We start from the raw sequence: 24329 nt of genomic DNA, 5'->3' as shown, positions 1-24329 counted from the left end.
AGTAACTTACATAACTAGTTACTTTTGGAGCTAGCCACTTTTAAAACAAGTGACTTTTATAACAAATACATTAATGTTTTATTGTTAGACTTTCAGACTAGCAGGTAAATCAGGGGATCACACAATAAATAGCTTTATATTAGCCGTAAGTTTCATCCCCCCCCTACTTCTACATCATTCATTAACACCTAAGATATGTTGGTAAATATTAATGATTTCACTGACGTTTCTCATTGCCATTTCAGCATCAATTTCACCTTTTTTACGCTGTAATGTCAGACGATGATTCTCATCTCGAAGCCAGCAATACGTCTGCGTGAGATGTTGAGCTGTCATCATAGGTAAGATTTCAAGCTCTGCTAACACTTGAAAAATTCGCACGTTATCAGACCAAATGGACAGTTCATGATTGGTATTTGCATATGCGAGTACCAGATATTGTGCAATAAACTCAATATCTGCAATACCACCAGCACTTTGTTTTAAATCAAATTTATCTTTAGTGACTTTTAATAGGTGATCTCGCATTTTAGTTCGCATATCACGCACTAACTTAGCTAATTCAGGTAGCTTGCGTTCATGGGATAAGATTTCAGTTCTAATCTCACTAAAGCGTGCTGCGAGTTGATGATCGCCATAGACAAAGCGTGATCGAACCAACGCTTGATGCTCCCAATTCCAGGCTTCTTCGCGCTGATATTCTCTATATTGCTCTATCTCACTAACCAATAATCCAGAAGCGCCTGAAGGCCTTAAGCGCATATCAACTTCATATAACTCACCCGAAGTGGTACGAGTGGCAAATAAGTGCACAATTCGTTGGGCCAGCTTTAAATAAAAATGACCATTATCGATTGGTCTTTTACCATCAGTGGCACCTGGTCCTTGGTGATTATGCAAAAACACTAAATCTAAATCGGAGCCATAACCGAGTTCAATGCCACCTAATTTGCCATAACCAATAATCGCAAAGCCCATTTTCTCAGGGCTCGTACCTTCCGGTGTTCCATGCCTAGAGGCCACTTGATGCCATGCTTGTAAAACGACTTGCTCAATAATGGCTTCTGCAAGGAAAGTTAAGTGATCGCTTACCTCCATTACAGGTAATACCCCTGTGACATCAGCCGCCGCAATTTTTAATTGCTGAGACAACTTAAATTGACGCAACGCTTCCATTTGCTGTTCCATATCATCTTCAGGAACACGTAGAAGGTATTGCCTCAACTCACTTGGATAATCATCAATAGAGGTTGTATCGTAGAGCTGTGATGGGTCAATCAACTCATCTAATAGCATCGGGAAGTTAGCTAACTCTTCTGCAATCCATGGGCTTGCACAACAGAGGCTTATGAGTTGCTGACGAGCACCTGGATTTTCACACAGTAATTCAAGATAAGTCGTGCGGGTTAGAATTTTATCTAACACCCCTGATACTGCTTTAAATGCATCACTGGGAATGGGTTGGTCTAATAATTCAGCCAATAATTTAGGCATGAGTTTTTCGAGTGTTTCACGCCCTCTTGGGCCAATAGAGCGTTTTAAGAAATTTGATCGCCAGTCATATAATGTCGGCCATAAATTATCGTCATCAACAAGGTGTTCAGCAAACAAGGCCAGGGCATTTTCTTCATCAGTAATATGCCATAACTGGCTGGTCCAATGATCCGAAGAATCTTGCTCATGATCACCGCCCACAGTGTCATTGAAATGACGATGAATATTAGCCATAGCTTGCGCAATTTTACTGCGTAAGACTTGCTCATCAGTCTCATGCATGGCATGACATAAACGTCGCCAGTCAGTTGAATTATCCGGCAATGTTTGGGTTTGTTTGTCATCAATAGCTTGCAACAGATTTTCTACTCGGCGCAGCAGAATATAGCTATGTTTTAATTCATCAACGGCAAGATACTCTAGCTGACCCAGGTTATATAAAGTATCAATAGCCCCGAACAAGCTTTGTTGTCGTAATGAAGGCTCTCGCCCACCACGAATTAACTGAAAGCTTTGCACCACAAACTCCACTTCACGAATGCCGCCTGCGCCTAACTTAATATTGTCAGTTAATTTTCTGCGTCTTACTTCTTGAGCAATAAGTTGCTTCATTTTTCGAAGTGAGTCGATCGCAGAAAAGTCGATATATCGGCGATAAACAAAAGGTCTCAATAAATCATGTAAATCATCGCTAAATTGTGTCCACGGCCCCAGCACGCGAGCTTTGACCATGGCATAACGTTCCCAATCTCGGCCTTGCTCTTGATAGTAATCCTCAAGACCACTAAAACTCACCACTAAAGGACCACTTTCGCCATAAGGTCGTAAACGCATATCAACGCGAAAAACAAAACCGTCAACGGTAATTTGATCTAACAAACAAATGAGGCGTTGCCCCATTTTGATAAAAAATTGCTGATTAGCTTGAGCACGGCGACCACCAATAGTCTCGCCATGTTCAGGGAAGGTAAAAATAAGATCAATATCAGAAGAAAAATTGAGCTCGCGGCCACCCAATTTACCCATACCAAGAATGAGTAACGGCTGTGGATTACCTTCTTCATCAGTAGGCGTGCCTATTTGTTGGCACATATCAGTATAAAGCCAATCACGCGCAGCGATAACTAACGCTTCCGCCAAAGCTGATAAATCCAATAATGAACTTTGCACATCTGAATAATTTAAAAAGTCTCGCCAAGCGATGCGCACCATTTGGAAGTTACGAAAATTTCTGAGCGTTTTTTTAACCGAATCTTCAGTCGTTAAGACAGATAACAGCCGCTTTAATTCATCTGAAAATAACTGTCTATCGACCTCGGTTAATAGGCCATTGAATAACAATTCGATCCACTCAGGGTTGCGACACAATTGCTCTGCAACATAATCACTCAATCCTAAGACCGATTTTAATTCGTTTTGCTGTGCTTTATTTAGTTTTTCGGTGACTTCAGGCCATGTATCACATAGCCTTAACCAGTAACGTTCTGCTATTTCGACGAGTTCTGCAGATAAGACGTTGTTACTTTGGCTGTGCATGTTTATACGATCCCTTTGGCATTTTACATAAGACATATTAATTACAATTCGACATATTATGTCAAGATGTGCTATATAATTAAAAGTACTACATTATTAATTGTTAATCATATTGTATATACGATTAAGACTACTATATCCTTTGCGACAGAAATACCAAACCATATAAGTATTTAGTCAGTTAAACGCAGATATTTATGCGGTTTGATATTATATTTGTATATGCATCTCATACTATTTGGAGAACACATGGCTGGCATGCTTCCTCGTGTCCTTGCTGTATTTTCAACTTTGATATTGTGCATCACTTTATCAGGCTGTGGTGATGACAGACCTGAAAAGATTGCCCAATACCAACAGTTGTCACAGCAGCGATTGTCTCAACTCGATTCCATGTTAAAAACGGGTGAGCTTCGTAACGCGACATTATTGACACAATACACTCGCTTACTTAAAAGCAGTAAACCTGATTTAGTGCCGTTACTGGATGAGCTCGCACGCGATGCGACGTCGAGTGGGCCTATGTATCAGTCATTGAAGCGCAGAACCAGTGAACTTGCTGATTCAGCTAATTTCGTCGACTTAGACCAGCAACTTGAAGAAGCACAAAATATTTACCAAGCAGCGGATTCAAGCCTGTTCAACGACATGCTTTCTGATCCTGTTAACGTGGTAGCGGATTTATCTGGCGGCCAACTAGCGAGAGTCAACTCTATTAGCCGCGAAGCTGCAGCTTTAGCCAATGGCAGCGAAGATTTTGGCGCTGGCAGTCAATTGGTGGGTAACCCTGCTTACGGTGGCTGGCAAACCAACTCAAGCGGAATGTCTATCTGGGCATGGTACGGAATGTACTCTATGTTCTCAAATGTGATGAATCCAGTTCGCTATGACCGTTGGTCAAATAATCGGGGCTACAGCTATTACAATGATGTCGGCCGTTATCGCTATACTTCACCAAAGCAAGCGAGTTCGCAAAACCGTACATTTGAAAACACCAAAAAAGCCTATAATTCTCAAGGTAAGCAGTTTAATAGCCCGTACTCAAAATCACGTACCGGTTCAACCAGTTTATCGAGACAAAGTACTTCTGCGCCTAAAGCAAGTACTGCCGGTACTAGAACAGCAAGTAGTTCGAGTAAGTTTCGCTCAAATTATTCGAAAGACAGTAGTTTCCGTAATTCATCAAACCGCACTACACGCGGTGTACGCCGAGGCAAATAAGGAATAACCATGACATTTTTCAATGACTTCGGGCTCACTTTAGATCTAGCGATTATTTTAGCTATTGATCTTACCATCGCTGTAATTCTGCTTGCGTTAATGCGCTACTTGCAGGGTTGGAGTGTCAGAGTAAACAGCCGTGCAGAACTCGCTGAACGTGATAACTTCGCATTTGGTATAAGTACTGCGGGTGCTGTTTTAGCTTTGGGTATTGTACTTACTGGTGCGATAACGGGTGAAGCTGCTAACTCTTATCTTGTAGAAGCAATAGGCATGACAGCTTATGGCTTATTTGGCCTAATTTTAATTAAGTTTGGTCGTATACTTCACGACAAAATCGCATTAAATGAAGTCGACAAAAATAGCCAAATTATCAATGGCAATATGTCTATCGCTATTGTTGATGCTGCAGCAGCTATCGCTACCGCTATTATCATTCGTTCTGTATTAATGTGGGCTGAAGATCTTACCTTTGACACCTTTATCGCCATTTTTACTGCATTCTTAATTTCGCAGTTAATGTTGGTGTTATTAACCCGATTCCGTGAGCATCAATATGCAAAACGTAATCAAGGTGACTCAATGCAAAAGGCTTTAGAGCAAGGCCAAATTGCAATTGCCATTCGTCACAGTGGTTATATGATTGCAATGGCATTTACCTTTAATGCTGCTAGTCACTTTATCATTTATGACCCAACTGCTTACTTCATGAATATTGTTGGCTGGTTAACCTTCTCTGTCATTATGCTAATTGCATTATCAATGTTGTTATTCATCGTGAAGAAACTGGTATTGGCACAAATTAACCTTACTGACGAAGTAGAGAAGCAACACAATGTTGGTGTCGCTGCAGTTGAATTAGCAATTAGTGTGGGTATAGCACTAATTTTAGCGGCATTAATGGCATAAACAGATGAATAATACTTTGCTTGAACAGGGCCAGGAGGGCTGCGACAAGCAAAGTAGCTCTTCTCAAAATAGCGCTCTACCCCCACACAAAAAACGCAGCCTAGCTTGGTTTGATGATGCCCTATTATTGGGCATTATGGCTTTACTGGCTGGTTGCGGTCTTATTTACGAATACCTACTTTCTCATTATGCAGGCCGCATACTCGGCGCTTTAGAAGCTGCCATATACACCATGATTGGCATTATGATTGTGTCCATGGGTATAGGTGCTTTTGCAGCGCGTAAAATTCGCTGTGCTTTTACCGGCTTTGCGATGCTTGAATTAATCGTCGCTTTTTGTGGTTCGTTGGCCATCTTAATTACCGCTGCTGTTATTGGTTTTGGACAACAGCTACCGTTAATTATTGCAAACACCCTAGGACTACCACCTGACCATCTACCTGATGGTGGATTTATTGGGGTATTACAGAATTTAAGTGAATATCTTCCCTACGTATGGGGCGTAATTCTTGGCTTAATGATCGGGATGGAAATCCCCTTGATTGCACGCGTACGACAATCATTATCAGAAGAACACTTAATGCATAATGCTGGCACCATCTATGGTGCTGATTACATTGGTGCTGGTGCTGGTGCTGCTATCTGGGTGCTATTTATGCTATCGCTGGATATTCAGTTAGCAGCCGCGCTCACCGCCAGTGTGAACCTGTTAGCGGGTTTTGTGTTTATTTGGCGCTTCTGGCAGCAAATTCGATGGGCTAAGCTCATTCTTGTAGGGCACTTTATTGCCACAGGTGTATTAGTGCTACTGGCGCTTCACGGTCCAAATTGGGAACAAAATTTTAATAATCTACTGTATAAAGATAAAGTCGTTTACACAGAAGCCACCCGCTTTCAGCAATTAACCTTTACCGAACGTCTTCGTGGTAAAGGGCAGCCACCGGTGTATTCACTGTATATTAATGGCCGCTTACAGTTCTCCAGCATTGATGAGCACATTTATCATAGCTTTTTAGTCCACCCAACAATTGCAGCAAGTGCAAGGCACGACAATGTGCTTATTATTGGCGGCGGCGATGGCTTAGGGCTTAAACAGGTTTTTAAATGGGATCCCAAATCGGTCACCTTAATGGACTTGGATGAAAAACTGGTGGATTTGTTTAGAGAGCCCCATGAGAACATGCCAACACATGTTAGCAATGCCATGTTAGAGCTTAATGGTGATGCGTTAAATGATCCTAGAGTTAAGCTTGTTTATGATGATGCCTTTAATGGCGTTGATAAACTGATTACCGATAATCAAAAATTTGATGTCATCATTGTGGATTTACCCGATCCCAGCCACCCTGATTTAAATAAGTTATATTCAGATTTATTTTATCGAAAACTGGCTGAATTACTCAGTGCAGATGGCGCAATGACGGTGCAATCGACTTCACCTTATCATGCACAAAATGCCTTTATTTCTGTGGGGAAAACCATAGAAGCGGCGGGATTTGCAGTAGAGCAGTATCACCACAATGTACCGAGCTTTGGTGAATGGGGTTGGTCTATCGCCACCTTATCAGGACTGAATGCCAAACAGCGGCTTGCTCATAACGAAAAACTGCCCATCGATGAGCAATGGTTAACACCAGGTTTAATTCATGGTGCATTTGAATTTCCAGGCACATTTTATAATGATGAAGAAAGTATCAACATTAATAAAATTGGCTCATTACAGCTTTACCATTACCACCTCGCTTCTTGGTCTGAGAATCAAGGGATGAATCTTTTTTAATCTAATAAAAATAGCCTTGACATATTATGTCGAAATGCTATCTTTGAAACCTAAGACATAATATGTCAACAAGGACAAATATGAATATCCATAAGATTGCTAACCATTTGACAGAACTTGCTGACCAAAGCCACACAGGTTTGAAGTTTGATTGTTTTCCGATTGATGGCGAAGTTGAAGTACTACAAGTCAACGTAGCTGGACGTGAAGAGTTACCGGTTTTTGTATCAGTAACAGACAATCAAATCTTATGTATTAGCTATTTGTGGGATGAAGGTGAAGTTAAACCTGAAACTCGCACCCAAATGTTTGAAACAATGCTTGAGCTAAACATTCCGATGCCATTGTCATCTTTTGCAAAAATTGATGATAAATATGTGGTTTACGGTGCGTTATCAGTCACCTCAAGTATGGAAGAGATTGAACAAGAATTATCAGTATTGTCTGATAACTGTTTAGAAGTCATCGACGAACTTGTCGAATTTTTGAAGTAAGGAGCCAATTATGGGCATTTTGAATAAAATTTTAACGGCATTTCGTGGCGGCGCAAACGAAGTAGGCCAGAACATTGTAGATGCAAACTCAACACGTATTTTTGAACAAGAAATTCGTGATGCAGAAAAGCATTTAACTAAAGCTAAACGTGAGCTAACTGACGTGATGGCGAAAGAAATGCAAGCCAGTCGTGAAATCGACCGTCTTAAGCGCAGCATCACCGAGCACGAAGGTTATGCCACTCAAGCACTTGAAAAAGATAACGAAGCATTAGCAATTGAAGTTGCAGAAAAAATTGCTCAGTTAGATCAAGAGCTCGCTGAAAACGAAACAGCAAACTCTAGCTACTCTGCACATGCTTTACGCTTAAAAGATTTAGTGAAGAAAACTGAGCGTCAACTGACTGATTATCAACGTCAGCTAAGCATGGTTAAAACCACTGAAAGCGTACAAAAAGCGACTGCGACTATTACCGATTCATTTGCTTCAAGTAACTCTAAGTTAATGAATGCAAAAGATTCACTAGAGCGTATCAAAGCACGTCAGCAACAGTTTGATGATCGCCTACAAGCGTCTGAAACATTAGCTGATGAAAATAGCGATAAGTCTTTACACGCTAAGCTAGCTGAAGCGGGTATTGGTGAGCAAAAGTCTAGCGCTAATGCAGTTTTAGAGCGTCTTAAAGCGAAAAAAGGTTAATTGGCCATGGGATTTCTACGCGGCCTATTCGGCAAGAAAGAAGCCCCTAAACGTCAGCTTGACCATGTGAACAAGCTACTCAAGGGAGATATGATCTCCCTTGATGATAGTTTTGCCTTACCTGAGCAACTGCGTGGGCAACAACTTAAAGTTGAAGCTATTCATACTTATGAGTACGAACGTTCTCAACAATGTGAATGGTTACTTCGCGGTCATAGTGGCACAGCAATATTCATGTCATACATTGAAGAAGATGATGCCTATTTAAGCTTCTCTATCAAAGTAAATCGTGATGTGGTCGAGCAAGTTTTTGATCTTGATGCCTTCTCGCAACTATTTGAAGAACCTGGTAACGCAGAATTGAAAACGCTGCCGCTATCAAATGAATTAGATAGTGAATATGCCCGCTGGTTAAGCGATGCCTATCATCAAGTCGAATTTGCCGCTTTTGGTTTTTTTCATCGTCAAGATTATCGTGGTCAAAAGCCACCACAAGATGAAAACAACCAACAAAGAGGCGATGGTTTTGAAAGTTACTCTTTAGTTGATAACGACGAAAGCCATGCTGTGGACGTTGAAGTCTACGAAGGCGGTGATACAGAAGTGATGTTTACACTATATCGCCCTTTAACTGACATTAGAGAATTCTGGCCAGCAAGCTAAATCGTTGCCGTTTTAGGAGTTAAATCGTACATGACTAAAGGTAAAACGTTACCCGAAACATGGATAAAGAACCAACAAGCGGCAAAAGCAACGCAAGTTGCTTTTGATTTGGATGAAAAGTTTCAATACCAAATCCGTAAAGCCGCGCTTGATGCTGGTGTAAGTCCATCAGACCAAATACGTTCAATACTCGGTTTAACTGTCACAAAACGTCCTAAAAGGCCAAGATTAACGGTATCTTTAAACCAGGATGATTACGTCATTCTCGCACAAAGATATGGGCTAAAGTCAGATGCACAACTTGAAATCAAAAAACGTGTTCTAGATGATTTAGTGCAGTTTGTTGACGAGTAGCTAAGACAGATAATAAAAACACGCTATCACCAGCGTGTTTTTTTATAGCTAAAATTCCCCCATTGTTATCATTTAAGTTTTTCTATATCACTTAGCCCATTTAATATTAACTATTTACCCGTTGCTGTTGGATTGATAGCATCACTGCAATGCTTTTTCGCAAAACGGATTTGTAAAATGATAAATAAAAAACGCTGGTCGCTTAAATCCTTAAATGGCCCAAGCCCTTTTGAATTGGCGATGATGGTGTTATCTCTTTTCTCTGTACTTTTGGTTATTATTCTTACCTTCAGTAAAGTCGATGAAGAGACAAGGCGACTATTATTATTTATCGACACCAGTATTTGTCTGCTATTCATGTCTCGCTTCTTTTACGAACTCTTTAAAGCCCCAAATAAGAAGTTTTACCTAAAACATCATTGGATTGATTTCGTTGCCAGTATTCCCGCAATTGAAGCACTGCGTATTGCCCGCGTATTCCAGATATTGCGCGTGATAAGACTCATACGTTCGACTCGAACATTACTCTTGCCGCTATTAAGACAAAGTAAACAAACGACCTTGGCAGGTTTATTAATGGCAATGGTATTAATTTTATCTACTGCGTCAGTAATCATTTTACTGGTTGAGGCTGGCGCTGAAGGCGCCAATATTCAAACTGCAGAACAAGCAATTTGGTGGGCTTTAGTGACAATATCAACCGTAGGTTATGGTGACTATTACCCAGTAAGCACTGTCGGCCATATTATTGGGGCAATTGTCATTGTCAGCGGAGTGAGCTTTTTCGGTGTGATTTCAGGCTATATGGCCTCGGTATTTGTCGCACCAGATAGTACCGAACGTTCAGAAAAAGAACTTCGTGTAGAACGAAATGATGCACATCAAGAATTGATTAAGTCGACTCTAGAGCAGGCCATAGAGCGAATGGAACAAAATCAACAACAAATGGAAAAGAATCAACTACAGATGCTCTCTGAAATTTCCAGTCTGAAACAACAGCTCAATGATAAAAAATAGTCATTGATTGAGGTTCAGTTAAAAAATAAAAAGCCTATCGATTGATAGGCTTTCTACTATCTATCGCGGCATAAGCAATGACAGCCCAAGCAATCACTGACTTACAACAGCGAGTACGATTACCAGTAAGGTTGGTTTTTTAACGCGCTTTTACGCGAATGTTCCATGGCAAACAACAAACTAGCCTCTTTGTCTTCAAGCCAACCGCCAATTTCCATTTCAGCTTGTTTAGTCAGCTTAGCCAACAGTTGATAGCAGCCTAATGTTTGAATCCCTAAAGCCAAATCCTGCCAAGGCGCTCTAAACTCTTCTCGATCTTCTGCTTCATAAAGCTCCCCATAAGCAAAACCGACTAAGATACTTTCATCTAACCCCTGAGCGACTTTTTGGTAATCAAGACTTCCCATAGACGCACTCTTAGGCATTAAATCAACAATGCGCTGCCAAGAATCTTGTTGTAAATGGTTGGCAAACAAAGCTAATTCAGGGTAATCAACCAAGCGATGTGATCCGCTTGAGGTCTTTAATAGCAAATCCACTAAAGACAACTGTAGCTGCCCATATTCTGGTAATAACCACAAACCTTCTAAATCATTATCAGCGACTAATTTAGCAGTGCTGAGTTTCGCTAATGATCTAATTTTTGCTTTATCCGATAATTTACCTAATAAACTGCGTTGATCATCAATAATCAAACTCAAGCTTTGCAGCGACTCGATGAACTGCAACTTACGCTCTAACGAATCAAAGTAGCCAACTACGTCTGAATTCAATAATCCAAATTGAGATAAGGTTAATCTTAGTAATCTGACACAGGCTCGAAGCTGCATCCATAATTGTGCTTGCTGAGTAACATCATCGGTTTCAAGTATTAAAGACTCAATAACTTGCCAACGTTCAATGCCTGTTTCTAACAATACTTCTAATGTCTTGGATAAACTCTTATCCGCAGGCAGACGAATATAATCGATTGATTTTAAAGTTTGAGTTTGTAAATAGCCTGACAATAAATACCCACGTTGGGCTTTGCTGGCTTTACCTAATCGGACAGGAACATGACGGGCAACTTCAATGGCAAGTTCCAGTAATGCAGAGGTTTCACCCGCTAAAAGTTCAAATTCGACTTCGCATATGGGCTCAATATGACCATCGGCGACAACCTCTCCTGTATCAAATGCAATTTCAACCAAACTTTCGCCGATATATACATGCCATGACTCACGGGTAAAATTGGTTTCAAAAATACAGGTTATTGACGATTGAATAGCATCAAGATCAGTTTCCGCAGGCCAAATCTCATTGGGGAATAAACTCAAGTTGGGCACATTTTGTTCAATCGGCACATTATATTCAGGCCTAGAGTGAATGCCGCCTATAACTTTTCCTGCGGTTTTAATGGTTTGCTCGATGAATGTTTCACCATCTCTCACACGCAAACCCATTAACATCTGCCTCAATTGCAATTTAGGTGTATCAAAATATTTATTTGATAACCTCGATGCCTTTTGAGGAGTCGCCCCATCCAATTTATTCAGTGTTTCCACTAATAAATCATAATATTGTGACTGCATAAATAACTTAAGTTCTATCTCTGCGTCCATTGACTTATTGCTCGCCTTGTCATCTAATCTTCATTAATGCGTCATAATTAATTCATAATGTCACATTACTGTAATAATAATCCCTTAGGATTGCGCTACTCAGTTCTATATACTGAGCTGTATCAACTGTAGATAAATTTAAAAACACAGTTTCTTTCAGTGGACGCTTGAGGTAACATGCGCCCGCTTTTCCAAATTTGGAATCATTAAATAGGTTAACCGCAATGCCAGTAAACTCTATTTTAGGAGTGTTTGCAAAATCACCCCTTAAGCCCTTAGAACAGCATATCGATAAAGTACACGAATGTGCAGTACTTCTAGTACCATTCTTTGACGCAACCACCTCAGGTGACTGGGATGAAGCCGTCAAAGTTCGTAAGCAAATTAGCTTACTTGAAAATGAGGCAGACACGCTTAAGCGTGAAATTCGCCTTACCCTTCCTAGTGGGTTGTTTATGCCAGTAGAGCGAACTGACTTGCTTGAGTTATTAACTCAACAAGACAAGATTGCTAACATGGCTAAAGACATCTCCGGCCGTATTATTGGTCGCCAATTAGTTTTCCCTCAACCAGTACAAGCACCGTTTAATGCTTACCTCAAACGTTGTTTAGATGCTGTCTCTCTTGCTAAGCAAGCAATTAACGAACTCGACGACCTTCTAGAAACAGGTTTTAGAGGACGAGAAGTCGAATTAGTCGCCAAGATGATCAATGAATTAGATCTGATTGAAGCTGATTCAGATGATCTGCAGATCCAAGTACGTCGTTTACTACTAAGCTTGGAAACAGATTTGAATCCTATCGATGTCATGTTTATGTACAAGATTATTGAATGGGTTGGAGGCTTGGCAGATTTAGCCGAGCGAGTAGGTTCACGCCTAGAGCTAATGTTAGCTCGCAGTTCATAACTAAAAGGTTATCAAGGAAACAACATGGTTGATGTATTAGTCACCAATGGCCCAATGCTTATTGGTATTGCGGCTGTATTTGGATTTTTGATGGCATGGGGTATTGGCGCAAATGATGTCGCTAATGCTATGGGGACCTCTGTAGGTTCTAACGCCATTACTATTAAACAAGCTATTATCATTGCAATGATCTTCGAATTCGCTGGTGCATACCTAGCGGGTGGTGAAGTGACCAGTACGATCCGCAAAGGTATCATTGATGCTAGCTATTTTGTCGATTCACCTGAACTACTCGTCTACGGGATGATTGGCTCACTCTTAGCTGCAGGCATCTGGTTAGTCGCTGCTTCAGCATTAGGTTGGCCTGTATCTACTACTCACTCTATTATCGGTGCCATTGTTGGTTTCGCGGCTGTAGGTGTTGGCGTAGATTCTGTAGCGTGGGGCAAAGTACTAGGTATTATCGGCTCTTGGGTCGTAACTCCGGCAATATCAGGCTTTATCGCCTTTATGATATTCCAAAGTGTCCAAAAGCTTATTTTTAATACTGATGATCCATTAGCAAATGCTAAGCGTTATGTGCCTTTTTATATGGCATTAGCAGGCTTTGTTATGTCGCTAGTGACTATCACCAAAGGCCTTAAACACGTTGGTATTCATGTATCAACACTGGAAGCTTATGGTTTAGCTTTTGCTGTTGCTGTTGCTGTCGGTTTCTTCGGAAAAATAGCAATCGTGCGCTTAAACATGAGCACCGATGTTAATCGTCAAACCGAATATGCTAATGTCGAAAAAGTGTTTGCTATCTTAATGGTAGTTACAGCTTGTTGTATGGCATTCGCTCACGGTTCAAATGATGTAGCTAACGCAATTGGTCCATTAGCAGCAGTAGTCTCAGTTGTTAACAGTGGTGGTGAGATTGAATCTAAAGCGGCTTTAGCATGGTGGATTTTACCACTAGGTGCTGTCGGTATCGTTTTAGGTCTGGCTATCTTTGGTAAGCGCGTAATGCAAACCATTGGTAAAAACATCACTCACCTAACGCCTAGTCGTGGTTTTGCAGCAGAGCTTGCAGCAGCATCAACGGTTGTCATTGCGTCTGGTACTGGTCTGCCAATTTCTACAACTCAAACCCTTGTGGGTGCAGTTTTAGGTGTGGGAATGGCGCGTGGTATTGCGGCAATTAATATCGGTGTGGTTCGTAACATCGTTATTTCTTGGGTTGTGACATTACCGGCTGGTGCAGCGTTATCGATTCTGTTCTTCTTCACCATTAAAGGTGTATTTAGCTGAGCAAATACTGCCTAGTTAACCAAAGCCGAACATGAAAATGTTCGGCTTTTTTGTGGTTGTAGCAAAATAGTCCCCCAACAACATCATTATTTATCACCTCAATTTAATCAAAATTTAGCACTATCCTATTATTAGGGTAAAATTAATCAGTAATATCGCTTATTTAAATAAGACTTTGACGTTCTTCCTTGCAATCAAGACCCGAAATAAATAGCATGACGGATAGTTCTAATGGTATGGAAAAATAACGTGTTAAGAATCTTCACAATCGTAGTATTACTACTGGTCTCAAAAGGCGTCATGGCGCAACCTACGCACTTCATCACTGATGATGTATTTGTCTATATTCATGGTGGCCCAGGCACACAATTCCGAATTTTAGGCAGCATAGAAGCTGGTCAAACCATCACTTTACTGAATGAAACTCAAAATGATTACAGTAAAATTCGCGATCATAAAAATCGTGAAGGCTGGGTTAAGTCAGATTTAGTTGAAAAAGGCACCAGTATTCGCAATCGCTTACCGATTGTTGAAGCTGAACTGGCTAAAACAAAGCAAACACTGGCACAGCTGGATCAAAGTTCAGACTCCGTCGCGCAGCAACTGACTACAGCTAATCGTCAGATATCTTCGCTTGAATCAGAACTAGCGACAGCTTCACAGCAACGTGATCGTGCGAATCAAGAATTAAAAGCCATTCAAGACAATGCCCAATCTAAAATGTGGCAACAGGGTGCGTTGATTGCTGGCTTAGGTGCGTTAATTGGTATATTCCTTGTTTACCTACCAAGACCGCAACGTAAGAAGAAAAGCCGCTGGATGTAATCCTATGCGTGTTAACTCTCTATTCACTAGATAGTCTTAGCTATTTTTAGTTAACCTAACCTAGGCTCAGTAATCTAAACTAGCCTTAGTGAATCGAATCTAGAAATAGCAAAACCAAAGCCAATGCCACTCGCATTGGCTTTGTTGTTTTTGCTTTACAAAAACACAACTAGACCACCACAAAAAACCAACCTCACCATCTGCGATAGTTCAAAAAAACGTCTACGATTTAAATTACTGTCACAGTGAATACTAAATCTTGCTCGATATCACATTTTGATCGTATACTCGCCTCGAATTTTCGTACATTGTATACAAAATAAAAAATACTATAATAAACATCTTGTTTACAAAAACCAGTAAACAGCTCAAGACGGAATGAAAATTATGTTTAAAGCCAGTGAAATACTAAACGGTCATTACAACAATGCTAGCTTAAGTGAGTTATTCTCAGCCATAACGAATAACTACATCGTTGATGAAGAACAATACCTATCAGAGCTTATAGAGTTAGTTCCTACATCTGATGCTTATATTAAGCAGGTAACAGATAGAGCCCATGAGCTCATCTTAAAAGTACGTCAATTTGAGAAAAAAGGTCTAACGATTGGTATTGATGCCTTTCTGCAGCAGTACAGTCTTGAAACCCATGAAGGCATTATTTTGATGTGTCTGGCTGAAGCTTTATTGCGGATACCTGATTCAGCCACGGCTGATGCATTGATCGAAGATAAGCTTTCTGGTGCGAAATTTGATCTTCACATTAAGAAAAGCAGTTCAGTACTTGTGAATGCTTCAACTTGGGGATTAATGCTTACCGGTAAAATCATCAAGCTAGATAAAAATTTAAACGGTAAACCAAGTAGCTTACTCAACCGCTTGATTAATCGTGCTGGTGAGCCAGTCATTCGCCAAGCAATGAATACTGCGATGAAAATTATGGGTAAACAGTTTGTGTTGGGACAAACTGTTAAAGAAGCCCTTAAAAACAGTGTATCGAAACGTCAGCAAGGCTATACCCATAGCTATGACATGTTAGGTGAAGCTGCATACACCAGCAGTGATGCGCTTAAATATTACAACGAATATAGCCAAGCAATTCGTGATTTAGGCGCTCAGAAGTATGATGAGACCACCTCATTGCGACCTACCATTTCAATTAAGTTATCAGCCCTGCATCCTCGTTATGAAGTGGCTAACGAAGACCGTGTTTTAACTGAGTTATATGACACTGTTATCAAACTTATTGTTCAAGCACGTGAGTTAAATATTGGTATTTCTATCGATGCCGAAGAAATGGATCGCCTTGAGTTATCGCTAAAGTTGTTCCAAAAGCTGTTTAACGCGAACGAAACTAAAGGCTGGGGTTTACTGGGTATTGTGGTTCAAGCCTACTCAAAGCGTGCCCTGCCCGTTTTATGCTGGTTAACTAAGTTATCAAGAGAGCAAGGTGATGAAATACCAGTAAGGCTGGTAAAAGGCGCTTATTGGGATAGTGAACTCAAATGGGCTCAACAAGGCGGTGAAGGTGGCTACCCACTTTATACCCGTAAAGCCGGCACTGATGTTTCATACCTTGCTTGCGCTTACTACTTACTCTCAGATGCTACCACCGGTGCAATATACCCGCAGTTTGCAACTCATAACGCGCAAACAGTGGCGAGTATTACCGCTATGTCGGGTACGCGTAACTATGAGTTCCAGCGCTTACATGGCATGGGCGAAGAGTTATACGACACTATGCTTGCTGAAAGTGGCGCTAAATTAGTTCGTATTTACGCCCCGGTAGGTGCCCATAAAGATTTACTGCCTTACCTTGTCAGACGTCTACTAGAAAATGGCGCTAATACCTCTTTTGTTCACAAACTTGTAGACCCTAAAACACCAATTGAAAGTTTAGTGGTTCATCCATTAACCACACTTAAATCGTATAAAAATTTAGCCAATAACAAAATCGTTCTACCAGAAGATATTTTTGGTGTAGAACGTAAAAACTCTAAAGGGTTAAACATGAACATTATTTCAGAGTCTGAACCATTTTTTGCCGGAGTCGACCAATTTAAAGATACGCAATGGACAGCAGGCCCATTAGTTAATGGCGAAACCTTAACCGGTGAATTGGTTGACATTGTCAGTCCATACGATACGACGAAAAAAGTCGGTCAGGTTGCCTTTGCTAACAACCAAGCCATTGAAGCTGCTATAAGCACTGCAGATTCATCATTTCACAGTTGGAGCCATACCCCAGTAGAACAGCGCGCAGCTGCATTACAAAAGCTCGCAGATTTACTTGAAGAGAACCGTGAAGAACTTATCGCCCTTTGCACAAGAGAAGCAGGTAAAAGCTTACAAGATGGTATTGATGAAGTAAGAGAAGCGGTCGACTTCTGTCGCTACTATGCCATTCAAGCTAAAAAGATGATGGCTAAACCGACGTTACTTCCTGGGCCTACTGGCGAATTAAACGAACTGTTTATTCAAGGGCGCGGCATTTTTGTTTGTATTAGCCCGTGGAATTTCCCGCTTGCCATCTTTATCGGTCAAGTCACAGCGGCACTTGCTGCAGGTAACACTGTGGTAGCTAAACCTGCAGAGCAAACATCATTAGTCGGTTATCGCGCTGTACAACTGGCTCACGAAGCTGGGATCCCTGCAGATGTATTACAGTTTTTACCCGGTACTGGTGCAACTGTAGGTGCAGCAATTACAGCAGATGAACGTATTGGCGGTGTTTGTTTTACAGGCTCAACTGTCACCGCAAAACTGATTAATCGCACCCTAGCTAATCGAGAAGGCGCTATCATTCCGCTTATCGCTGAGACTGGCGGTCAAAATGCCATGATTGTCGACTCAACATCGCAAGCTGAGCAAGTGGTTGCTGACGTTGTATCATCATCATTTACTAGCGCAGGTCAACGTTGCTCTGCATTACGAGTATTGTTTTTACAAGAAGACATTGCAGACCGAGTTTTGGATGTTATGAAAGGGGCTATGGAGCAACTCACCATTGGTGACCCAAGCTTTATTAAAACAGATGTCGGCCCAGTGATTGATGCCGCAGCTAAAGCGAATTTAAATGCCCACATCGACCATATTTCTCAAGTCGGTAAATTGATCAATAAAATTGATTTACCTGCAGGTACTGAAAATGGTCACTTTGTCGCACCTACGGCCGTATTAATTGATTCGATTAAGGTGCTTGAGAAAGAACATTTCGGCCCAATCTTGCATGTTATCCGCTATAAAGCGGCTAATTTAGCTGCCGTGATTGAAGAGATTAACAGTACTGGGTTTGGTCTTACACTGGGTATTCATAGCCGCAATGAAGGCCATGCGATCTCACTGGCGGATAAAGTTAATGTCGGTAACGTTTATATCAATCGTAACCAAATTGGTGCTGTTGTTGGCGTGCAGCCTTTCGGTGGTCAAGGTTTATCAGGAACCGGCCCTAAAGCAGGCGGTCCTCATTATTTAACTCGCTTTATTACTGAAAAAACACGCACCAATAATATTACCGCTATTGGCGGTAATGCGACCTTGTTGTCATTAGGCGATTCGGACGAATAATCTTTAGCTGGTAAAAGAAAGTAGCCCGTGGCTCATACTGTTTATGCTTTAGTGATATTCAGGATATGGGTTGCGGGCTTTTTATTGAACTGGTTTAGCTGATAAAGAGTTAGCTAACGTTTTTTAATTTTAAAAACATCTCTAAAAACCATTTGTATCGCTATCGATTAAACAGTCCATTTCGCTTTAGGCCGCGATGAACATTTTTACACAACTTGGCAAATTTATCTAAATCACCCAAGCTCGGTGTATTGTTATTTTCAAGCGATGACTGCCAATAAGCCACTTCACTGTCTACTATCTCTAATAGCTTTTTAGGACAACCGATACAGGTGTTGTTGGGTCCACATAATGCTAGCTCTGGGTTATCTAATGGAAAATTTTGCTTAACTTGATCGATAAGCTGCTGCATTGCAGTATTTCTATCAGGCTTCATGTTCGGCAACGATCCTATAGAAAAAGATTTATAGTATTAGAGCATCTTCTTAAGGTCAAAAAACGAGCCAGAAAGCGCCAAAAGTTAACAGTGTGTATGTCGTACGGGGTAATTTATGTGACCAGCATTAACCACTTAAGTAAAAACACCTTTGGAAGCAAAGAAGTCTAGACGTCTATATTGACAGAAAATTGTATATCTCCTATGCTTGCCTCAATTGGATAAGTCATCATAATACAACTGGCAAATACAATGGATTGCTAATTAACTCGTTGTCTATTGATGTAGAACGAATAACAATAATTAAATTGAATAAGACAATAAGAGAGACGAACTTGACGACACAAACAAATAAACCGGCCACAAGCCCTGCCTCCTTTGTTGCTTTATTGCCACTTTTTGCTTTTCTAGCATTATTCATTGGCGCTGGGGTCTATTTTCAAAGCCAGGGGGTAGATTTTGCCTTCTATCAACTACCAAGTGTTATCGCTATTTTACCTGCGATTATTTTGGCGCTGTTACTTTCTAAGCAAAAGCTAAATCAATCTATCGATACATTCATCGCCGGTATTGGCCACAGCAATATCATTGCTATGTGTCTTATTTATCTATTAGCGGGTGCCTTTGCTTCTGTAGCAAAAGCAACCGGTGGTGTTGATGCCACTGTGGCTCTAGGTCTATCGATGATCCCATCGACCTTATTGCTACCAGGTTTTTTCGTCATAGCCGCTTTCATTGCAACAGCAATGGGCACATCAATGGGCACAATTGCTGCTGTAGCACCTATTGCCTTGGGCGTAGCTGACCAGGCACAAATTGATTATGCATTAATGGCTGGCGCCGTGATGTCGGGTGCTTTGTTTGGTGATAACTTATCGATTATTTCTGATACCACCATTGCCGCAACTCGTACTCAGGGCTGTGAAATGAAAGACAAGTTCCGAGAGAACTTAATCTTTGCCTTACCTGCATCAGCAATCACATTGGTTCTTTTTGCTTTCGCAGGTCAAGGACAAGCTGAAGTCGTTGCACAAGAAATCGACTTTGTGAAAGTCATTCCTTACCTTACGATTCTGTTCTTAGCGGTATCGGGTGTTAACGTATTTGTGGTGTTAACCGTAGGTATTTTATTAGCGGGTACTACCGGCTTATTTACTGTCGATTACAGCGTGATTCAGTTTGGCCAAGATATCTATACCGGTTTTACCAACATGCAAGAGATCTTCATTTTGTCGATGTTAGTAGGTGGTTTAGCCGCATTGATGACACAACAAGGTGGTTTAGCCTTTGTGAGTCAAAAGATTGAATCACTGATTACTCGCTTCTCTAAAGCCAAAGGCGGTACTTCACCTCGCGCTGCTGAGTTAGGCATTGCCAGTATCGTCGCAGCGACGAATACCTGTGTAGCCAATAACACAGTATCCATTGTTGTTGTCGGTGATATCGCTAAAGACCTTGCTCAAAAACACGGTGTTGAGCCAAAACGATCAGCCAGTATTTTAGATATATTTGCCTGTATTATTCAGGGACTTATTCCCCACGGCGCCCAAGCATTATTAATCGCTTCGACTTTTGCTATTAGCCCTATCGCTGCTATTTCAAATGCTTGGTACTGTATGATCCTTGCTGTAGTCGCTATATCAATTGTGATTTTGCGTAAACGCAGCTAATTAAATAAACATCAAAATAGTTAAAACCTGATATACGCTAGATAATGGCTATCGATATCAGGTTTATTTTTTGGTAAATATTTCATCTAAAAAATGATAATCTGTAGCTAACATTCTTTCTATATGCGCGACATGACTCAGTTGAACCAGTCAAATAAACATTACGATTTACATTTAATGATTATTTTCATGTCGTTAGCGACTGCAGTAATTAGCGGGCTTGGAATTGGAGCCTCTTTAGTTGCTGAAGTGTCTCGTCTAGGCGTTAGCCCATTGAGTATCCGAGCTGATACCTTAGGCGATTATATGACGTCACCATTAGCCATTGTTTATAACATGTCGCTCGTTGTCGGTGGTGCTTGTTTACTGTTAGCAATGCTAGCCCGTTATTATGTATTTGATGATTTTTATAGCCGTATTATTACCATCACAGGTGCAGCTCTTGGCGGCTTAATTATCCTTATTGGTATTTTCCCAATCAACTTTTTAGAACAACACCGTTTTTTCTCGACCGGTTATTTAATCTGTACCTTCATGCTGCATTGCTTTTGTTTTATTGATTACTTTCGTAAGAATAGTTCTCTATCTACCTCCCTTTTTGGCTTAACCGTTGTTGGCTTAGTTTTTTCTGTCGCCTTAATGTATTTACTCAATTGGACAACACTAGATTTTGATCCCTGCACCCATGCGGTCAATGATATCTGTTGGGTTTCTTTAGTTATGTGGATCCTGACACAAACCAATATCTTATGGTGTGTTGTGCTAGCGCTCAATATGAGAGATATGATCAGCGTTCAGCAAAAGTATTTCTCTCAGCTATCATTAGCGGAAAGCTAACATTGCCCTCTAAAATGCGTTTAGAACAATATTTAGCTCATTGTGGTATTTGCTCTCGTCGCCAAGCACAAAGATTGATTGCAGCCGGTAGAGTTAGCTTAAATGGTCAAGTCGCATCTGCGCTCGATAGAGTTTTCTCAAACGAAATTAATCCCAACATTTTACTTGATGGTGAAGCCATAGCTCCAGTGGAGGCCAAAGAATATTGGTTGTACCACAAGCCCGTGGGTATTGATTGTCGTTTACTACCCGATTTACCAGCCAGCCTAGTCCATCTACTCCCTGCATCTCCAAGACTTTATCCCGCGGGTCGATTAGACAAAGACTCGCGCGGATTATTATTACTCACTAACGACGGTGCCCTGACTCATAGATTAATGCACCCTGAATTTGGCCATGAGAAAGTTTATCGGGTAACCGTAAACAAACCTTTAGACGCAAACTTTGTGGCATTGATGAGCCAAGGTGTGAGCTACCGAAATGTCACCACTAAGCCTTGCACTGTATCGATCGTCAGCGACAGTCAGTTTGAAATAACCTTAACCCAGGGGCTCAATCGTCAAATCCGCAGAATGGCTCAAGCGCTTGGCTATCATGTGGTTGATTTACAGCGTATTAGCATGATGAATTGTCAGCTAAGTGATTTACCAGAAACAAAAATGCGGCCTCTAGAGGCCGCAGAATTAGCAACGTTAAAGCACTTACTTAAATTGTAAGTGCCACTCACATTATTTTACGATTTCCATCTCTTCTAACAAGTTTTCTGCATTGTCTAGATACTTCATTACCCAAAGCATATAACGGCTATCAACTTGAATAGAGCGGTTACTTTCAGGATCATAACCCCAGTCACCAATGATACTCTCGTAAACACCATCGAACAGTAAACCTACCAATTCTGCACGACCATTTAAGGTTGGAGAACCAGAGTTACCACCAGTGGTATCTAAGGTCGATAAGAAGTTAACAGGGACTGAATCCAATGATTTTACGTAGTAATCGCCGTATTGCTTTTGCTTAATAAGCTCAAGCTGTTTGGCTGGGGCATCAAACGGATCTGCGCCAGTATCTTTAGCAGCAATACCTTCAAGACGGGTGAATGGTACAGCCACTAAACCATCTTGTGGCGAGTAACCTTTAACGTTACCAATAGTCACGCGTAAGCTTGAGTTAGCATCAGCATAAACGGGCTTACCCAGTTCACGGTTATAAGCAATAATGGCATCCATATATTGTGGACGCACTTTCATTAAGTCACCAGCAAGTTGCTTTTGAGCTTCTTCGCGTTTCATAGTCTCGTTGAAGGTTTTTACAGCATATTGAATAAACGGATCTTTCGACTTATTAAACTCTGCTACCGACTTATTCATCCAGGCTAAACGGACTTCTTTATCTGACAGTTTGGTATTGGCATACATGCTATCAAGGGTTTTCATCAGTTTAGCTTCATCGAAGTTTTTACCAATTGAAAACACTTTGTCAAAATCAGCTAAACGCTCAGAAGTTGGCAGTGCAGCATAACGTGTGATTAAGTCTGCAAGCATGGCTTTATCAACACTAGCAGCATAACGACGGTCAATACGCTCCATGCTTGATGTGAACTGAGTCATGTCACGATCTTGGTAACCTGGTTCGCGTTGCATATCAGGTAAAGCTTTTTCATGGGCTAAGCGATAAAGACGCTCAGAGGTACTCATCATGGTTGAGTAACCCATGTAGCTAAGCAATAAATCACGTTCTTGGCCTTGTTGGTCTTTACCAATAAGCTTATCTAACTGCGCTAATGTTTCACCATATTTGGCTTTACGCTTTTTATCAGCATTGATCCATTTTGCCAATTTTTGCTCTAGACCTTTACGATCATCTAGCATCGGTGACTTACCGTAGAATTCAATCATGGAAGTGAAGTTTTTAGCATAATTGGCTAAACCAGCAATGGCGCTTTCATATTTAATGCGTTCATCACTGCCTTCTGGCGCAGTATCTTTAATGATTTCAATCAAACGTTCGCGCAGCACTTTACCTTCCGGATAAGCCCACTCAAACTGATTTTCAACTTCATTCGCGGTGCGGTAGCGATTGGTACGGCCAGGATAACCAGCGACCATAACAAAATCACCGTCACTTACGCCTTTAGCTGATACTTTAAGGAAGCTTTTAGGTTCATAAGGGACGTTGTCTTTACTGAAATCAGCTGGTTTACCATCCTTGCCTACATAGGCACGATAGAAAGAAAAATCGCCTGTATGGCGAGGCCACATCCAGTTATCAATATCGCCACCATATTTACCCACACTTGCAGCAGGATTGTAAGTTAGGCGTACATCGCGGATTTCCATCTGCTTAACAAGGTAATATTCAAGGCCGCCATGAAAGCTATACACTTTACAACGATAACCATCTTCAGCTTCACATTCGGCAACTAATGATTTCTCTTTTTGCTCAATGCCTTTATAAAAATCATTGCCGACTTTGTTCATTTCGCCGTCTTTAATTTTTGCGGTGACATCGGTGACAGCTTCAGTCACATAAATGCGTGAACCCGGCGTTGCTGGCAGTTCTTCATCATAAGACTTAGCAAGGAAACCGTCTTTTAATAGGTTTTTTTCAGGTGTTGAGTTGTATTGAATTGACCCATAAGCACAGTGATGATTTGTTACTACTAAGCCTTTAGGTGACACAAATGATGCTGTACAGCCACCCAAGCTGATGACGGCATTCATTGGAAACTCGGTTAATTTAGAAATCGATTTTGCATCAATCTCTAGCCCTTTTGCTTTAAGCTCATCTGCCATTGCTGGTAGCTGATACGGTTGCCACATTCCTTCGTCTGCTTGACTGGTAAAACTTGCCAAGATAGCAGCACTTAATAACCACTTATTCATTATTATTATTCCATTTATTATATCGTTAACTAAAAAAGCGCTTTTTAACTTTTCAATTTATGATTACACATCAATCTATAATAATTTATAAATTTTACGTATAAAAAAAGTCAGGCTTATAGCCTGACTTTATCATATT

19 protein-coding genes are annotated in these 24329 nt (G+C 40.9%); 15 read left to right on the top strand and 4 right to left on the bottom strand.

What is annotated here, in order from left to right; genetic code table 11:
* Nucleotides 1-174 precede the first annotated feature (174 nt).
* Nucleotides 175-3036 carry a bifunctional [glutamate--ammonia ligase]-adenylyl-L-tyrosine phosphorylase/[glutamate--ammonia-ligase] adenylyltransferase gene (gene glnE, locus FPK91_RS17440; protein ID WP_405127371.1) on the bottom strand — a complete coding sequence of 954 codons (2862 nt, stop codon included), beginning with the start codon at nucleotides 3034-3036 and terminating at the stop codon, nucleotides 175-177.
* A gap of 243 nt (nucleotides 3037-3279) precedes the next feature.
* Between glnE and FPK91_RS17435 the strand changes: the two genes are divergently transcribed.
* The 8 genes from FPK91_RS17435 (at nucleotide 3280) to FPK91_RS17400 (ending at nucleotide 10168) form a co-directional block, all read left to right on the top strand.
* Nucleotides 3280-4251, top strand: a complete 972-nt coding sequence (locus FPK91_RS17435; protein WP_144212820.1) for a hypothetical protein — start codon at nucleotides 3280-3282, stop codon at nucleotides 4249-4251.
* A gap of 9 nt (nucleotides 4252-4260) precedes the next feature.
* Nucleotides 4261-5160: a DUF350 domain-containing protein gene (locus FPK91_RS17430; RefSeq protein WP_144212818.1), complete on the top strand. Its 900-nt coding sequence runs from the start codon at nucleotides 4261-4263 to the stop codon at nucleotides 5158-5160.
* A gap of 4 nt (nucleotides 5161-5164) precedes the next feature.
* On the top strand, nucleotides 5165-6940 hold the full coding sequence (locus FPK91_RS17425; RefSeq protein WP_144212816.1) for a polyamine aminopropyltransferase: 1776 nt from the start codon (nucleotides 5165-5167) through the stop codon (nucleotides 6938-6940).
* 80 nt (nucleotides 6941-7020) lie between these two features.
* Nucleotides 7021-7434: a YjfI family protein gene (locus tag FPK91_RS17420; protein WP_144212814.1), complete on the top strand. Its 414-nt coding sequence runs from the start codon at nucleotides 7021-7023 to the stop codon at nucleotides 7432-7434.
* Between the two features lie 10 nt (nucleotides 7435-7444).
* On the top strand, nucleotides 7445-8134 hold the full coding sequence (locus FPK91_RS17415; protein WP_144212812.1) for a PspA/IM30 family protein: 690 nt from the start codon (nucleotides 7445-7447) through the stop codon (nucleotides 8132-8134).
* A gap of 6 nt (nucleotides 8135-8140) precedes the next feature.
* The gene (locus FPK91_RS17410; RefSeq protein ID WP_144212810.1) at nucleotides 8141-8797 is read left to right on the top strand and encodes a hypothetical protein; all 657 of its coding nucleotides are present in this window, start codon (nucleotides 8141-8143) and stop codon (nucleotides 8795-8797) included.
* A 30-nt stretch (nucleotides 8798-8827) separates the two neighbouring features.
* Entirely contained in the window at nucleotides 8828-9151 is a 324-nt protein-coding gene (locus tag FPK91_RS17405) for a hypothetical protein (RefSeq protein ID WP_144212808.1), read from the top strand.
* 177 nt (nucleotides 9152-9328) lie between these two features.
* Nucleotides 9329-10168, top strand: a complete 840-nt coding sequence (locus FPK91_RS17400; RefSeq protein ID WP_144212806.1) for an ion transporter — start codon at nucleotides 9329-9331, stop codon at nucleotides 10166-10168.
* A 119-nt stretch (nucleotides 10169-10287) separates the two neighbouring features.
* On the opposite strand, the gene FPK91_RS17395 is transcribed toward FPK91_RS17400, so the two are convergent.
* Entirely contained in the window at nucleotides 10288-11769 is a 1482-nt protein-coding gene (locus FPK91_RS17395) for a CYTH domain-containing protein (RefSeq protein WP_144212804.1), read from the bottom strand.
* A 224-nt stretch (nucleotides 11770-11993) separates the two neighbouring features.
* Between FPK91_RS17395 and FPK91_RS17390 the strand changes: the two genes are divergently transcribed.
* The 4 genes from FPK91_RS17390 to putA all read left to right on the top strand — a co-directional run bounded on the left by FPK91_RS17390 (nucleotide 11994) and on the right by putA (nucleotide 18362).
* Nucleotides 11994-12677 (top strand): TIGR00153 family protein, encoded by a 684-nt coding sequence (locus FPK91_RS17390; RefSeq protein ID WP_144212802.1) that lies wholly within the window; start codon nucleotides 11994-11996, stop codon nucleotides 12675-12677.
* A 24-nt stretch (nucleotides 12678-12701) separates the two neighbouring features.
* Complete coding sequence (locus FPK91_RS17385) at nucleotides 12702-13970, top strand: inorganic phosphate transporter (RefSeq protein ID WP_144212800.1); 1269 nt, start codon at nucleotides 12702-12704, stop codon at nucleotides 13968-13970.
* 249 nt (nucleotides 13971-14219) lie between these two features.
* Nucleotides 14220-14795, top strand: a complete 576-nt coding sequence (locus tag FPK91_RS17380; protein WP_144212798.1) for a TIGR04211 family SH3 domain-containing protein — start codon at nucleotides 14220-14222, stop codon at nucleotides 14793-14795.
* 387 nt (nucleotides 14796-15182) lie between these two features.
* Nucleotides 15183-18362 carry a bifunctional proline dehydrogenase/L-glutamate gamma-semialdehyde dehydrogenase PutA gene (gene putA / locus FPK91_RS17375; RefSeq protein ID WP_144212796.1) on the top strand — a complete coding sequence of 1060 codons (3180 nt, stop codon included), beginning with the start codon at nucleotides 15183-15185 and terminating at the stop codon, nucleotides 18360-18362.
* A gap of 160 nt (nucleotides 18363-18522) precedes the next feature.
* Here putA and FPK91_RS17370 read toward each other — a convergent pair whose 3' ends face one another.
* Entirely contained in the window at nucleotides 18523-18798 is a 276-nt protein-coding gene (locus FPK91_RS17370) for a hypothetical protein (RefSeq protein WP_144212794.1), read from the bottom strand.
* A 335-nt stretch (nucleotides 18799-19133) separates the two neighbouring features.
* Here FPK91_RS17370 and FPK91_RS17365 point away from each other — a divergent pair, with 335 nt between their 5' ends.
* From FPK91_RS17365 to FPK91_RS17355, 3 genes are all read left to right on the top strand, one after another.
* Entirely contained in the window at nucleotides 19134-20468 is a 1335-nt protein-coding gene (locus FPK91_RS17365) for a Na+/H+ antiporter NhaC family protein (protein ID WP_264371768.1), read from the top strand.
* Between the two features lie 132 nt (nucleotides 20469-20600).
* Nucleotides 20601-21305: a hypothetical protein gene (locus FPK91_RS17360; protein ID WP_144212790.1), complete on the top strand. Its 705-nt coding sequence runs from the start codon at nucleotides 20601-20603 to the stop codon at nucleotides 21303-21305.
* 14 nt (nucleotides 21306-21319) lie between these two features.
* Nucleotides 21320-22021 carry a pseudouridine synthase gene (locus FPK91_RS17355; RefSeq protein WP_144214533.1) on the top strand — a complete coding sequence of 234 codons (702 nt, stop codon included), beginning with the start codon at nucleotides 21320-21322 and terminating at the stop codon, nucleotides 22019-22021.
* Nucleotides 22022-22033: 12 nt separating this feature from the next.
* On the opposite strand, the gene FPK91_RS17350 is transcribed toward FPK91_RS17355, so the two are convergent.
* Nucleotides 22034-24190, bottom strand: a complete 2157-nt coding sequence (locus tag FPK91_RS17350; protein WP_144212788.1) for a S46 family peptidase — start codon at nucleotides 24188-24190, stop codon at nucleotides 22034-22036.
* Between the last annotated feature and the right edge of the window lie 139 nt (nucleotides 24191-24329).

This window comes from Shewanella donghaensis, assembly GCF_007567505.1.
Lineage (GTDB): Bacteria > Pseudomonadota > Gammaproteobacteria > Enterobacterales > Shewanellaceae > Shewanella > Shewanella donghaensis.
Note: the sequence above shows the minus strand (reverse complement) of the source record. Positions and strands in the feature narration are given on the sequence as shown.

Excerpts from the sequence above, each read along its gene's own strand:
- FPK91_RS17435 (WP_144212820.1), top strand. The coding sequence starts at position 3,280 with ATGGCTGGCATGCTTCCTCGTGTCCTTGCTGTATTTTCAACTTTGATA.
- FPK91_RS17430 (WP_144212818.1), top strand. The coding sequence starts at position 4,261 with ATGACATTTTTCAATGACTTCGGGCTCACTTTAGATCTAGCGATTATT.
- FPK91_RS17425 (WP_144212816.1), top strand. The coding sequence starts at position 5,165 with ATGAATAATACTTTGCTTGAACAGGGCCAGGAGGGCTGCGACAAGCAA.
- FPK91_RS17420 (WP_144212814.1), top strand. The coding sequence starts at position 7,021 with ATGAATATCCATAAGATTGCTAACCATTTGACAGAACTTGCTGACCAA.
- FPK91_RS17415 (WP_144212812.1), top strand. The coding sequence starts at position 7,445 with ATGGGCATTTTGAATAAAATTTTAACGGCATTTCGTGGCGGCGCAAAC.
- FPK91_RS17410 (WP_144212810.1), top strand. The coding sequence starts at position 8,141 with ATGGGATTTCTACGCGGCCTATTCGGCAAGAAAGAAGCCCCTAAACGT.
- FPK91_RS17405 (WP_144212808.1), top strand. The coding sequence starts at position 8,828 with ATGACTAAAGGTAAAACGTTACCCGAAACATGGATAAAGAACCAACAA.
- FPK91_RS17400 (WP_144212806.1), top strand. The coding sequence starts at position 9,329 with ATGATAAATAAAAAACGCTGGTCGCTTAAATCCTTAAATGGCCCAAGC.
- FPK91_RS17395 (WP_144212804.1), bottom strand. The coding sequence starts at position 11,769 with ATGGACGCAGAGATAGAACTTAAGTTATTTATGCAGTCACAATATTAT.
- FPK91_RS17390 (WP_144212802.1), top strand. The coding sequence starts at position 11,994 with ATGCCAGTAAACTCTATTTTAGGAGTGTTTGCAAAATCACCCCTTAAG.
- FPK91_RS17385 (WP_144212800.1), top strand. The coding sequence starts at position 12,702 with ATGGTTGATGTATTAGTCACCAATGGCCCAATGCTTATTGGTATTGCG.
- putA (WP_144212796.1), top strand. The coding sequence starts at position 15,183 with ATGTTTAAAGCCAGTGAAATACTAAACGGTCATTACAACAATGCTAGC.
- FPK91_RS17370 (WP_144212794.1), bottom strand. The coding sequence starts at position 18,798 with ATGAAGCCTGATAGAAATACTGCAATGCAGCAGCTTATCGATCAAGTT.
- FPK91_RS17360 (WP_144212790.1), top strand. The coding sequence starts at position 20,601 with ATGACTCAGTTGAACCAGTCAAATAAACATTACGATTTACATTTAATG.
- FPK91_RS17355 (WP_144214533.1), top strand. The coding sequence starts at position 21,320 with ATGCGTTTAGAACAATATTTAGCTCATTGTGGTATTTGCTCTCGTCGC.
- FPK91_RS17350 (WP_144212788.1), bottom strand. The coding sequence starts at position 24,190 with ATGAATAAGTGGTTATTAAGTGCTGCTATCTTGGCAAGTTTTACCAGT.